General features: G+C 74.7%; 13 protein-coding genes. 5 read left to right on the top strand and 8 right to left on the bottom strand.

Annotated elements, in window-relative coordinates; genetic code table 11:
- Nucleotides 1-6 precede the first annotated feature (6 nt).
- Nucleotides 7-498, bottom strand: coding sequence for a GNAT family N-acetyltransferase (locus tag ACWEQO_RS02975; protein WP_452978230.1), 492 nt, complete (start codon nt 496-498; stop codon nt 7-9).
- 124 nt (nt 499-622) lie between these two features.
- Here ACWEQO_RS02975 and ACWEQO_RS02970 point away from each other — a divergent pair, with 124 nt between their 5' ends.
- A complete protein-coding gene (locus tag ACWEQO_RS02970) occupies nt 623-1,318 on the top strand; it encodes a hypothetical protein (RefSeq protein ID WP_452978228.1) in 696 nt (231 codons plus the stop codon).
- A 5-nt stretch (nt 1,319-1,323) separates the two neighbouring features.
- Nucleotides 1,324-1,782: a hypothetical protein gene (locus tag ACWEQO_RS02965; RefSeq protein ID WP_452978225.1), complete on the top strand. Its 459-nt coding sequence runs from the start codon at nt 1,324-1,326 to the stop codon at nt 1,780-1,782.
- 70 nt (nt 1,783-1,852) lie between these two features.
- On the opposite strand, the gene ACWEQO_RS02960 is transcribed toward ACWEQO_RS02965, so the two are convergent.
- Nucleotides 1,853-2,290, bottom strand: coding sequence for a DnaJ family domain-containing protein (locus ACWEQO_RS02960; protein ID WP_452978222.1), 438 nt, complete (start codon nt 2,288-2,290; stop codon nt 1,853-1,855).
- A 147-nt stretch (nt 2,291-2,437) separates the two neighbouring features.
- Here ACWEQO_RS02960 and ACWEQO_RS02955 point away from each other — a divergent pair, with 147 nt between their 5' ends.
- The 3 genes from ACWEQO_RS02955 (at nt 2,438) to ACWEQO_RS02945 (ending at nt 5,738) form a co-directional block, all read left to right on the top strand.
- Nucleotides 2,438-2,830 (top strand): FHA domain-containing protein, encoded by a 393-nt coding sequence (locus ACWEQO_RS02955; protein WP_361448158.1) that lies wholly within the window; start codon nt 2,438-2,440, stop codon nt 2,828-2,830.
- A 478-nt stretch (nt 2,831-3,308) separates the two neighbouring features.
- Nucleotides 3,309-5,405, top strand: coding sequence for a bifunctional glycosyltransferase 87/phosphatase PAP2 family protein (locus tag ACWEQO_RS02950; RefSeq protein WP_452978219.1), 2,097 nt, complete (start codon nt 3,309-3,311; stop codon nt 5,403-5,405).
- A 60-nt stretch (nt 5,406-5,465) separates the two neighbouring features.
- Nucleotides 5,466-5,738 (top strand): hypothetical protein, encoded by a 273-nt coding sequence (locus ACWEQO_RS02945; RefSeq protein ID WP_361448164.1) that lies wholly within the window; start codon nt 5,466-5,468, stop codon nt 5,736-5,738.
- 142 nt (nt 5,739-5,880) lie between these two features.
- Here the strand turns inward: ACWEQO_RS02945 and ACWEQO_RS02940 are convergent, their stop codons facing one another.
- The 6 genes from ACWEQO_RS02940 to ACWEQO_RS02915 form a co-directional block, all read right to left on the bottom strand.
- The gene (locus tag ACWEQO_RS02940) at nt 5,881-6,297 is read right to left on the bottom strand and encodes an aggregation-promoting factor C-terminal-like domain-containing protein (RefSeq protein WP_361448167.1); all 417 of its coding nucleotides are present in this window, start codon (nt 6,295-6,297) and stop codon (nt 5,881-5,883) included.
- 359 nt (nt 6,298-6,656) lie between these two features.
- Nucleotides 6,657-7,508 (bottom strand): ECF transporter S component, encoded by an 852-nt coding sequence (locus tag ACWEQO_RS02935; RefSeq protein WP_361448170.1) that lies wholly within the window; start codon nt 7,506-7,508, stop codon nt 6,657-6,659.
- Nucleotides 7,505-9,169, bottom strand: coding sequence for an ABC transporter ATP-binding protein (locus tag ACWEQO_RS02930; protein WP_361448173.1), 1,665 nt, complete (start codon nt 9,167-9,169; stop codon nt 7,505-7,507). The genes ACWEQO_RS02935 and ACWEQO_RS02930 overlap by 4 nt, the downstream gene beginning before the upstream one ends.
- Nucleotides 9,166-10,332 carry an energy-coupling factor transporter transmembrane component T gene (locus ACWEQO_RS02925; RefSeq protein ID WP_452978215.1) on the bottom strand — a complete coding sequence of 389 codons (1,167 nt, stop codon included), beginning with the start codon at nt 10,330-10,332 and terminating at the stop codon, nt 9,166-9,168. The genes ACWEQO_RS02930 and ACWEQO_RS02925 overlap by 4 nt, the downstream gene beginning before the upstream one ends.
- Nucleotides 10,325-10,984, bottom strand: a complete 660-nt coding sequence (locus ACWEQO_RS02920) for an SCO2322 family protein (protein ID WP_361448176.1) — start codon at nt 10,982-10,984, stop codon at nt 10,325-10,327. The genes ACWEQO_RS02925 and ACWEQO_RS02920 overlap by 8 nt, the downstream gene beginning before the upstream one ends.
- The gene (locus ACWEQO_RS02915) at nt 10,981-12,243 is read right to left on the bottom strand and encodes a prenyltransferase/squalene oxidase repeat-containing protein (RefSeq protein ID WP_452978211.1); all 1,263 of its coding nucleotides are present in this window, start codon (nt 12,241-12,243) and stop codon (nt 10,981-10,983) included. Before ACWEQO_RS02915 ends, ACWEQO_RS02920 begins: the two co-directional genes overlap by 4 nt.
- Nucleotides 12,244-12,642 lie beyond the last annotated feature (399 nt).

The raw sequence follows: 12,642 nt of genomic DNA, 5'->3' as shown, positions 1-12,642 counted from the left end.
GTGGGCTCATACGAGGTGCTTGGCGAACCAGTGCTCGGCGTACAGCCCCGCGTTGTGCGGCTCGGTCTCGGTGAAACCGAGCCGGGCGTACAGGGCACGGGCCTCCACGAGGTCCGCACGCGTGTCGAGGATCAGCTGGGTGGCCCCCGACGCGCGGGCCGCTTCCTCGGCGGCGCCCACCAGGAGCGCCGCACCACCCCTGCCGCGCATCGCCTCGTGGACGAAGACCCGGGTGAGTTCGGCGGTCGCGGCGTCCAGCAGCCGGACCCCCGCGCTGCCCGCCGGTTCGCCCGCGTACCGCGCGACCAGCAGGTGTCCCCGCGGCGGCACGAGGTCGGCACCCGACTGGGCGGCGACCTCGCGCTCCAGCTCCGCCGGGTCGGTCCGGCGTCCCTCGTGCAGCAGGTACCAGCGGTCGCTGAGCTCGGTGTAGTACGCCCGCCAGAGCGCGGCAGCGGCGGGGGAGTCGGGGAGTTCGGGGCGGACGGTCCACGTCATGGCCGCATTCTGCTTTCCTCCGCAACCGGATGCGCAACTCTGTTTGCGGGCGGGGTTTTCGGCTACCCGTTCGGTGAACCGGCGCGTGAGGAGCGCCGGTTGGCCGACACACGGGAAGGCATCCATGTCCACTGGCCTGATCATTGCCGTGATCGTGATCGTGGCGGTCGTTGTCGTCGCGGTGGCACTACTGACCCTGCGCGCCCGCGGTCCGTACCACGGCGCGCACCTGAAGCGGCGCTTCGGACCCGAGTACGACCGGGCCCTCGCCCGGCACGACGGGGACGCCGAAGCCGCCGAACGCGAACTGGCCGAGCGGGTACGGCTCCACGGCGACCTGCGGACACGACCGCTGGAGCACGCCGAACGGGAGAGGTACGAGGCGAGCTGGACGGCCGCGCAGGAGCGGTTCGTCGACTCGCCGAGGGACGCGGTCGCCGAGGCGGACCGGCTGCTCGCCGACCTCGCCGCCGCCCGGGGCTTCCCCGGCGGCGGACAGTACGAGGAGCAGCTCGCCGCGCTCTCCGTGCACCACGCCCGGCACGTCGACGGCTACCGGCGGGTGCACCGGGTGGCGCAGGCCCGCACCGACGGCACGCACGGCGCCCACGGCACGCACGAAGGCGGTGCGGACACCGAGGAGATGCGTGAGGCGATGGTCGAGGCGCGCGCCCTCTTCGACGACCTGGTGCGGCCGTCCCGCCACGACGGCGGAGACCACCGCGCCGGCCCGCACGGCGCCCGCGGGAAGACGGCCGCACCCGGCCGCTCCCCCCACATGCCGTCGTTGCTCCACCGGCGACAGGCGAAGGAGAGCTGAGCGAGATGAGCGAGACGACCGACACGACCCGGCGCCCCGGCAACGCACCGACGGGCGAGGCGCCCCCCACCACGACCATCGGCCCGGTCGGCCGAACGACCGCTCCCGGAACCCACGACGGCCTTCCCGAGGACGTGCACGGCGCCGGTCTCCTCCGGGACGACCACCGGCGCGAGCTCTCCGAGCAGTTGCAGCACGCCGTGGCCGGGTTCGTGGACGCCCCGCGGGACTCCGTGGAGCAGGCCGACCACGTGCTGGAGGAACTCGCCGCCCGCCTCACCGACGCGGTGACCGAGCGGCGCCGCACCCTGAGCCGGTCCTGGCGGACCGCGGACGGGGGCGAGGGCCCGGACACCGCCGCGACCGGCGCCGGGACCGCGACCGGTGCCGGAACCGACACCGAGCAGCTGCGTCTGGCCCTGCGGGACTACCGCGGGCTGGCGGAACGGCTGCTGCGCACCTGACCGAACCAGACCGAACCAGACCGAACCGGACCGGGCCGGACCGGGCCGGTTCCGAGGAACCGGCGGGCCGTCAGGCGGGCGGGCCCTGCGGCCCGTCCCCCGCCCTCCCCGCCCGGCGCTCCCGCCACTGCCGTACGACGTCCTCGACGTCGTACGGCTTCTTGCCCAGCGGGGGGCCGGGCGGGGGCTTGAACATCATGTCGCGGATCTTGACGTTGACATCCGTGATGATCTTCCGGACGAGCCGTTCGGAAGGGGCCGCGTAGGCCGCCGCCAGGGCGTCCTCGGCCTCCTTGCGCAGGGCCAGCGTCGGCGGCAGCACGGAGTGGCCCTCGCGGGCCAGCTTCCGCCTGACCCACCACAGCTCGTCGTACGGGGACTCCATGTCGGCGGGCAGCGGCTTGCCCGCCCCCGGCAGCCGTTCGAACTCCCCGCGCGCCTCGGCGTCACGGATCTGCCTGTCCACCCAGGATTCGAAGTCGACGCCCGGCGGCTTTCGCTCGGTCATACGGCCATTGTGCCCACCAGGCAGACGCGGTGGAACCGGGCGTTTTATCATTCGGCGGCAGCGAGCGCGTCGTACGGTCGCCGCACCGGTCCGTCGTGGCCACCGGGGGCGGCCCCGGCCCGCCAGAACGTCTCAGGAGGAGCGCACGTGCTCGAACTCACCATGGCCGCCGTGTCCGCGGAGGAATCGGGGGCCACGGCCGGCATGCTCATGGCCGAAGCGCCGAGCGAGCCGGGCGCCGTGCTGCGGGTGGGACGGGACAGGTCGGTGTGCCGGCTCTCCACGCCGGACGACTGGCTGTTCGTGTCCAGGGTCCATCTGGAGTTCCAGTGCGCCCAGGACGGCACCTGGTACCTGAGCTGGCTGCGCGGCTCGCTGCCCGAGCCGTCCTCCGAGGTCCGGCTGACCGTCGGCGAGCAGGTCCACCCGGTCGCCTACGGCGGCAGCGTCGCGCTGCCCCGGGGCGGCAACGGCGAGGTCGTCATCCTGGACCGCTCCGCCCCGCGCAGCGTCAACGTGGGCTTCTACCACGAGGTGTGAGGCCGGCGGGCACCGCGAGGGCCCACCCGCCCGCTCCACCACCCGCGCCGGCGCGAAGCCCTCGTAGCCCTCGCCGCCGACCGTCCGGACCGCCGTAGCGGTCAGCCGCGGGTGGTCGGCGATCAGGTCGAGGGCGGCGCGGATGCCAGCACGTCCGGCGCAGCGACTCCAGCGCCGGGCCACCCGCACCTCGACGGTCCCGTCCAGGCCCGCCCGGCCGGTGTCCCGGGTGGCCGCCGCCTCGGCGTGGCGCGGCTCGTGCTCCGGCGTGATCGGCCGCCCGTCGGCCGGGAGGGCGCGGGCGGCCCGGCCCTCCGGCCGAAGGCAGGGCCGAAGCCGGACCACAGCGGGACGGACGTCAGGTGAAGCGGGGGTTGCCTGCGTCTCCTTCCGGGGGCGGCGCGAGCCTCATAAGGTTTGCGGAGGTACCCCCACGCGCGGGACGTGTGGGACCTACGGGGCGGGAGGCCGACGAGGCGTGGCGAACGCGGAACACAAGGGGCGACCGGCGAAGGCGTTCGGAGCCACGACCGTCGACGGTGCCCGGACACGTCTGCACACGGTGCGCCTCGGACTGTGGCTGCTCGCCGCCGTCCTGGCCGTACGACAGGTCGCCGCCGTCCTGGCCACCCCGCGCGGGGAGCGGCTCACGGACCTCGAGACCTGGTTCGGGCACGACGGGGTGCTGCAGGTCGGCGGCCCGCTCTACGAGTCGACCCGCTTCACCGGCACCCCCTTCGGCGGGCTCGTCCTCAAACCGCTCAGCAGAGCCGCCGAACAGGCCCTGGGCTGGGGGTGGACCTTCGGCACGCTGCTGCTGGTCGTCGCCCTCGGTCTGGTCGCCGTCCGCGCCCTGCCGCACCCGGTCGGCCGGCGCACCGCCCTGCTGGCCGCGCCGGTCGCGATCAGCCTGCTCATGCTGTCGCTGCCCGTGCGCAACACGCTGTGGCTCGGCCAGACCAGCATCATCCCCGTCCTGCTCGTCCTGCTCGGCTGCTTCGTCGCCCACGGGCAGCGGACCGGCGGGGCGCTGATCGGTGTCGCCGCCGCCCTCCAGCCCACCCTGCTGCTCTTCGCCCCGCTGCTGTGGTTCACCGGCCGCCGCCGGGCCGCCGCGGCCTCCGGCACCGCCTTCGCCGCGAGCACCGCGCTCGCCTGGGCCGCGATGCCGCAGGACTCGTACACCTACTGGGTGCACCACATGGCGGGGGTGGGCCTGGGCGGCCGGGCCGACGACCTCGCCAACCAGTCCCTGCACGGCGCCCTGCTCCGCCTCGGCCTCGAAGGCCCCCTCGAGATCGGGCTCTTCCTGCTGCTCGGCGCGGCCGTCGCGACCCTCGGTCTGCGCCGCGCCGTCCGCTACGCCCACGACGGCCAGCTGCTGCTCGCGGTCGCGATCACCGGCTGCGCCGCCATCGCCGTCTCCCCGACCGCGTGGCAGCACCAGCTGCTGTGGGTGCTGCTCGCCCTCGTCGGCATCGTCGGGAAACGTGCTTCCGACCGGCTGCTGTGGCCGGTGGCGGTCGTCCTGGTGATGACGCTGCCCGCCCGGATGATCCTGCCGAACCTGGCGGTCCTGCACCCCGTCCGCGACAACGCGGTGCTGCTCGCCGCGCTCGCCGCCGCCACCGCGATCCCGTTCCTGTCGCGGACCTCGCCGTACTTCGACTCACCCGTCCCGACCCGGTACGCGCCGCCGGTGCCGACCCGCTTCCGGTACGTCCCGCTGCTGCCGTTCCTGCGCCGGGTCCTGAGCCGCCCCAACCTGCTGCTGGAACTGCTGCTGATCCGGGTCACCTACGCCGCCTACTCCCAGGTGCGGCTCGCGGCGACCGGCGGCAGGGAGCGCGCGGAGGAGCACGCCCGGCAGATCCTCGACCTCGAGCGCGTGCTCCACCTGGACATCGAGCACGCGGTCAACCACGCCGTCGTGGGGGTCGGCTGGCTGCGGCACTTCTTCGACTTCTACTACACGTCGTTCCACTTCCTCGTCCCGCTCACGGTCCTCGGGCTGCTGTACTGGCGCCGCCCGGTCGACTACCGCTGGGCCCGCGCGAGCCTGGGCTTCGCCACCCTGCTCGCCCTGCTCGGCTTCTGGCTCTACCCGCTGGCCCCGCCGCGCCTGATGCCGAACCTCGGGATCATCGACACCGTGCACGGCGTCCAGGACTTCTCCAAGCCGGACTACGGCACCCTCACCGCCCTCACCAACCAGTACGCGGCGATGCCGTCCCTGCACTTCGGCTGGTCCCTGTGGTGCGGCGTGGTCATAGCGATCATCGCCCCGAAGCTGTGGATGAAGGCGCTCGGCCTGCTGCACCCCCTGTTCACGGCCGCCGCGATCGTCGCCACCGGCAACCACTGGATCCTGGACGCGGCCGGCGGCGCGCTCGTCGTCGCCGCAGGCTTCGGCCTGACCCACCTCCTCCAGGGCCCCCGCGCCCGCACGACCACACCCCCGCCGCCCGGGGCCGAGGGCCCCCCGGCGGTACCGCACCAGGCGGCGAGCCCGGAGCGGTCGGAGAGCCCACACCATGCGGAGAGCCCGGAACGGCCGGAGAAGGAGCGCGCCTGACCGGCCCGACCTCGTCTGTGAGGGCTGCAGGAGTGCATACGTGGGCGCATACTCCTCCCCATGGCCGATGCGACGATTCGGGTGCCCGCCGAGGTGCGGGACCGGTTGGCGGTGATCGCGGAGTCCCGGGGGACATCGATCCGAGCACTTGTCCAGGAGTACGCGGAGTCGACGCTGACCGAGGACGAGCGCCGGGAACGGGCCGGGCGGGCGCGGGCCCACCTCGCCGAGCACTTCGGCGTCGAGGTGACGGACGACGAGAGCGCGGCGATGGGACGCAGGCTCCGGGAGGCGTTCGCCCCGCAGGGCGAGCGCCCTCGTCGCCGCCTTTGATGCGAAGGCATGCAAGGGGCGTGGTGTGCCGGTGCTCGATCTCGAGCGCTGAGTGCGCCGAGGTCATGGAGCGAACGGCGAAGGCGGCGGCCCCGGGGATCGGGGGCCGCCGCCTTCGGTATGGGGGCTGGTGCCGGGTGGGTCAGTACCAGTTGTTGGACTGCCAGAAGTCCCAGGCGTCGCAGGGGCTGCCGTAGCGCTCGTTCATGTAGCCGAGGCCCCACTGGATCTGGGTGGTGGGGTTGGTCTTCCAGTCGGAACCGGCCGAGGCCATCTTGGTGGCGGGCAGGGCCTGGACCAGGCCGTAGGCGCCGCTGGAAGGGTTGGTGGCGGTCGGGTTCCAGCCGCTCTCCCGCTGGACGATGTTGGAGAAGCACTGGTACTGCGCCGAGTCACCGATCATCTGCTGCGCGGTCGCCTGGGCCGAGGCCGCGGCCGTGGGGGCCGCCTGTGCGGGGGTGGCGGCGATCAGCGTGCCGCAGGTCGCGGCGGCGAGGGCGGCACCGGCGAGGGCCTTCTTCGGGGTGGCGACGCTGCGGAGGATGGAAACGGCGGACACGTGGGGCCTTTCTTCGGGTACGGGGCGGTCGCCGTGAGCCCGGTGCCGGACCGCATGAGGTGCGGGGCGGGGCATACGTCGGCGCCGCGGCCCGTGGGGGCTCGTCGGCGCCTGGCGACTGCTCCACAGAAACAGCCCGGGGGTTCGTCGCGCAATGTCCGTGTTTACTAGCTGTGGTCGCATTTCGTGCGCATTGCCGGAATGTGGTCCACGGGCGGGCGCGCAGGTCGGGGCTGGTGGGGGACGGGGGGCGGAGGCGGGCCGAGGACTACGACGCCGCTTCGTATGTGATCCGGACCATGTGGGGTGGTTCACCGTGGCGGGCCGTCGCCGTCACCCTGGGCGTGCGGTGCGGTTACTCAGGGGTGCCCCGTGAAGGTGACCGGCGTCTCGAAAGCCGCCCGGCGGGTGGCGCGGCGCAGGGCGCGGAGGACCGGGGCGCCCAGCGTCAGGGCCAGGACGACGGTGAGCAGGGCCCGGCCCAGGTCCCAGCCGAGGGACGTGGCCAGGCAGTACGCCACGAAGCGGGCCAGGTTGGCGGGGACCGACGCGTCCGGGTCGAAGGAGATGTTCGAGGCGAGGGCGGCCATGAAGGGCCAGCCCGCCATGTTCATCACCGTGCCGTAGGCGAAGGCCGCCAGGAAGCCGTAGGCGGCGAGCATCCACAGCTCGGCGCGGCCCCGGAGGCGGTCCGGGCCCGGGAGCAGGCCCGCGCCCATCGTGAACCAGCCCATCGCCAGCATCTGGAACGGAAGCCACGGGCCGACCCCGCCCGTGAGCAGCGCGGACGCGAACATCGTCACCGAGCCGAGCACGAAGCCGAAGCCGGGACCGAGGACCCGGCCGCTCAGCACCATCAGGAAGAACATGGGTTCCAGACCGGCCGTCCCCGCGCCGATGGGGCGCAGGGCCGCGCCCGTCGCCGCCAGGACGCCCAGCATCGCGACCGCCTTCGGGCCGAGACCCGACTCCGAGATCGTCGCCGCCACCACCGCGACCAGAAGCACCAGCAGCCCCGCGAAGAGCCACGGCGCGTCCTGCGCGTGGGCGTTGAGGGTGGAGGCGGGCGGGGCCAGGAAGGGCCAGCCGAAGGCGGCCACGCCCACCGCGCTCACCAGGCCCAGCGCCAGCAGCGAACGCGGTCCCAGCCGGACGGCCCGCACCTGGCGCTGCGCGCCGGTGACGGTGCTCGGGGTGCGTGCGGGGGTCATGACAGGGCCGCCCGCACCTGGGAGACCGTGAGCCACTGCTGCGGGGCCAGGATCTTCGCCACCTGGGGGGCGAAGGACGGTGACGCGACGACCACCTCGGCCGCCGGACCGTCGGCGATGACCTCGCCCTCGGCGAGCAGCACCACCCGGTGGGCGAGTTCCGCCGCCAGTTCCACGTCGTGCGTGGCCAGGACGATGGCGTGCCCCTCGGCGGCCAGCCCCCGCAACACGGAGACCAGGCGGGCCTTCGCCGCGTAGTCCAGGCCGCGGGTCGGCTCGTCGAGCAGGAGCAGGGGCGGGCGGGCGGTGAGGACGACGGCCAGGGCGAGGGTCAGGCGCTGGCCCTCGGACAGGTCACGGGGGTGCGTGTCGTCGGTGATTCCGGGGAGCAGCTCCGACAGCAGGGCACGGCAGGTGCCCGCCTCCGCCTCCGCGTCCCGGTCCGCGGCGGCGCACTCCGCGCCGACCGTGTCCGCGTACAGCAGGTCGCGCGGCTCCTGCGGGACGAGTCCCACCCGGCGGACCAGGTCGCGCGGGCGGGCGCGGTGGGGTACGGCACCACCGGTGCGGACCGAACCGGCCGACGGTTCCACCAGACCGACCAGGGCGCCGAGCAGCGTCGACTTCCCGGCGCCGTTGCGGCCCATCAGGGCGACCGTCTCGCCGGGGGCGACCGTCAGGTCGATGTGGCGCAGGGCCCGGACGCGGTCACGGCGGACGGCCAGGGAGCGGACTTCCGCCACCGGGGCGGGAGCCGAACCGTCGGCCTCGGCGCGTGTGAACAGGCGCCGGCCGGAGGGCACGGGCGCCGGAGCCTTCGGAGCGGGCTCCTGCCGCGCCGCCGCCTCGGCCAGCCGCTCCCGCAGCCCGGCCGCCCGACGGCGCGCGTCCCGCACGGTCAGCGGCAGCGGGGACCACCCCGCGAACCGGCCCAGCGCCACCACCGGCGGGAACACCGGGGAGACGGCCATCACCTCCGCCGGCGTGCCGAGCAGCGGGGGCTCGCCCCGCCCCGGCAGCAGCGCCACCCGGTCGGCGTACTGGATGACGCGTTCCAGCCGGTGCTCGGCCATGAGGACGGTGGTGCCGAGGTCGTGGACCAGGCGTTGGAGGACCGCGAGGACCTCCTCGGCCGCCGCGGGGTCCAGCGCGGACGTCGGTTCGTCCAGGACCAGCACCCGCGGGTGCGGGGTGAGCACCGAGCCGATGGCGACCCGCTGCCGCTGGCCGCCGGAGAGCGTCGAGATGGGGCGGTCGCGCAGGCCGGCCAGGCCCAGCAGGTCCAGGGTCTCCTCGACGCGGCGCCGCATCACCGCCGGGGGCAGTCCCAACGACTCCATGCCGTAGGCGAGTTCGTCCTCGACGACGTCCGTCACGAAATGGGACAGCGGGTCCTGGCCCACCGTGCCCACGACGTCGGCGAGTTCGCGCGGCTTGTGGGTGCGGGTGTCGCGGCCGGCCACCGTGACCCTGCCGTGCAGGGTGCCGCCGGTGAAGTGCGGGACGAGGCCGCTGACCGCGCCCAGCACGGTGGACTTGCCGACCCCCGACGGACCGGCGAGCAGGACGAGTTCGCCCTCCGGCACCTCGAAGTCGACGCCCCGCACGGAGGGTTCGGGCAGGCCGTCGTACGTCACGGAGACGTTCTCGAAACGGATCACGACGGCTCCTCGCCGGTGTCCTCGGGGGCGGGTGCGACGAAGGCGGGGAGCAGGCCGATCAGTACGGCCGCCGCCGGCCACAGGGGGAGCGTGGGCGCGACCAGCGGCACCACACCGGGGTGCAGGGCCGCCGGATCGCGCGCGGCGGCGAGCGCCAGCAGCGCCGCGACCGCCGCGCCGGAGCCGGCGACCAGCCAGGCGCGGGCGTCCCAGCGGTCCGGGCGGTACCGGGTGCGCAGGGAACGCCGGCCGCCCAGCCACAGGCCCGCGAGCGCGGCGGCGAGACCGGCCAGGAGCACGGGCAGGCCGTGGACGGCGCCCTCGGCGGTGAGCAGCCCGTACGTTCCGGCGCAGACGCCGAGCAGCCCGCCGAGGGTGAGGGCGGCGGTGGTGCGGCGGATCCCGGCCGGGACCTGCGCGCTGCGGCCGTAACCGCGGGCGTCCATCGCGGCGGCGAGCGCGACCGAACGCTCCAACGCGCCCTCCAGGACAGGAAGTCCGACCTGCAGCAGTCCCCGGACACCCCGGTCGGGACGGCCCCGCAGCCGGCGGGCGGCGCGCAGCCGCTGGACGTCCGCGATCAGGTTCGGCGCGAACGTCAGCGCCACGACGACGGCCACCCCCGTCTCGTACAGGGCGCCGGGCAGGGACTTCAGCAGGCGGGAGGGGTTGGCGAGGGCGTTCGCGGCGCCGACGCAGATGAGCAGCGTGGCCAGTTTCAGGCCGTCGTACAGGGCGAACGTGAGGGCCTCGGCCGTGACCTCGCCGCCCAGGCGGATGCCCTGCGCCCAGTCGGGGAGCGGGACTTCGGGCAGATCGACGAGCACACGCGTGCCGGGCACGGGGGAGCCGAGGACGATCGCGAAGAGCAGGCGGACGGCGAGCACGAGGAGCGCCAGCTTGACGAACGCGCCGTAGGAACGGGCCCAGGGCGCGTTCGGACGGCGGGTGGCCACGACGTACGCGGAGACGGTGACGAGGAGGGCGAGCAGCAGCGGGTTGGTGGTACGGGTGGCGGCGACACCGAGCGCCAGGGCCCACAGCCACCAGGCGCCGGGGTGCAGGGAGTCGCCCCGCCGGCGGCGCGGGACGGGGGCGGCCGTCGGCACCGGACGTTCGGCGCCGGTGCCGACGTGCCCCCGTGGCCGGGCGCCGCTAGCCACGGCGGCGTACCTGCCGGACCGCCGCCGCCCCCAGCAACGCCACCACGGCGATCCCGGCGACCAGACCGAGCGAGGGGCCGCCGTCGCCCTTCTCGGTTTCCCCGGTTTTCCCGGGCTTCTCGGCCTTCTCGGCCGCCGGTGCGCCGCCGCCCGACGACACCTGCTCCCCGCAGCCCTTCTCCGGGTAGCCCGCGATCGCGCACAGCAGGGCGCTGCTGTCGTAGCGCAGGGGTTTGGCGACGGAGGCCAGGGCCTCGGCCGTCGTGGCGTCCGCGGGGACCCGGGCGCAGGCGGTGCGGCCCTCCGGCGGGGTCTCGCCGGAGGGGGCGTCGGCGGCCGTACCGAAGTCGATGACCAGGGCCACCCGCTTCTCGCCGTCCTCCGCCGGGGTCTTCGCGCAGATCGCGGCGAAGTCGGCGGCGCCCCGGGGCCGCGTCGCGTCGGCGGAGTCCTCGCTGACGGCGAACCGGAAGCCCTGGACGTCGCCGTCGGCGGGACGGGCCGTGGCGGGTCCCTGGGTGGCGTACGTCCACGCGTCGCCGTCCAGCTCCCAGAACGACCAGTACCGGTAGCCGGCGGCCTGCGCCTGGCCCACGCCCGCCAGCAGCGGCAGGAGCGCGGCCAGGAACAGCACGGTGGCCCGGCGGATCACGACTGCTGCCTCCTGCTCCGGCCGCGCAGCAGGAAGCCGGCGCCGACGGCGGCGACGAGGCAGACACCGACGATCGAGAGGGTCCACCAGAGGCCGGACCCGGAGTCCGACCCGTCCTTCGCCTCGTCCTTCTCGTCCTGCCCGGCCTTGCCGTCGGCCGCCGTCGGCGAGGACTTCTCGGCGGCCGGGCCGGTCGCCGAGAGCTGCTTCACCAGGTCGGTGCCGCCGAAGGCGCGCGGGTCGGTGCCGGTCGCGTGGGCGGCGAAGATCAGCTGGGCGTAGGCGGCGGGACCGCTCTGGGCCGCCCATTCGGCGGCGTTCTCCTCCAGCCAGGCCGCGGACTTCGCGGCCTGCCCGGTGACGCCCTGCGCGGCGAGCGCGACCACCGCGTCGGCGGTGTTGCCGTAGTCGGGCTGGTCCTCGGAGCCGGGGAGGGCGGAGACGAGGTGGTCGTCCTCGGCGAGCACGCCGGCGAGGTGGGCGGCGCCGTTGGCGGCGGCCTGCTCGGGCGTGTCCGCCTTCTTGCAACCGGCGTCCTTCGACCCGCCCTTGCCGGGCTCGACCACCAGGCCCGCGCCGAGGGAGCCGAGCACGCCCGCCGCCGTGGCGTCGGCGTTGGCGACCAACTCGCCCTTCTTGTCCGGCTGGAAGGCGAACGCGCCCGCACCGTCCCCCTCGGCGTCGCACGGCAGCGCCAGCTCCAGCAGGGCGTCGTAGGGGGACTTGCCGCCCTTGACCACCTCGGCCGGCTCCTCGCCCGCCGCGGCGAGCGCGCCGATGACCACGGAGGTGGAGTTGGCGTCGCTGTCCCCGCCCGCCGTGTAACCCCAGCCGCCGTCCTTGTTCTGCACGGACTTCAGCCAGTCGACGGCCTTGCCGGTGACGGCGTCGTGCCCGCCGAGAGCGGCGAGGGCCTGGACGGCGGCGGCGGTCTGGTTGGTGTCGACCATGGTCTCGGCGGCGCACGCCGTGCCGGTGTCCGCACGGTACGGGGCGAACGAGCCGTCGGCGCACTGCTGCCCCGCCAGCCAGTCGACGGACGACTTCGGCGGCTCGACGCCCGCCGTGTGCTGCGCGAGCAGGGCGAGCGACTGCCGCCACACGCCGTCGTACTGCGGATCGCCGTCGCCGTACAGGGCGGTCGGCAGGGCCTGCTGGGACGGCGAGGGGGACGGGGACGAGTCGGCGGCGGCCGGTACGGCGGCGCCCATCACGACGGCGACGGCGGCCAGCACCGCTGCGCTGTTACGGACGTTCATGATCGGCGGATGCCTCTCTCCCAGGGGGAGCCAGGCAGCACGGGACATCCCGGCGGCTCGGCTCCGTATACCTCGACGGTGCCGCGCCCCGGCAGGCCGCCGGGCGCGTGAGCCGGTCACGAACCGTTCGGGGCGTTCCGGCTCGCTGTCCCGGGGGACGGCTCACGGTTGCGGGTCAGCGCCGGAATTGCACCGGCTTTCCCCCGTACGGGTGATGACGACGCCGTCACTCTACCCGTACGTAAGAAAGTGGTCGGAAGCGGCGTGAACCGAGGCGGCCGAGGTCACGTCACCGCGGACCGGTCCGCGGCCGGTGGTGCGGGAGCGGGGTGGTGAGGGCGCGGTGCAGGCGCCGACGCTCGGGGGCGCCGTGCCGCCGTTCGTCATCACGGTGAATCC

Source organism: Streptomyces sp. NPDC004051 (genome assembly GCF_053604275.1).
This window is presented reverse-complemented; position numbering and strand designations above follow the sequence as displayed.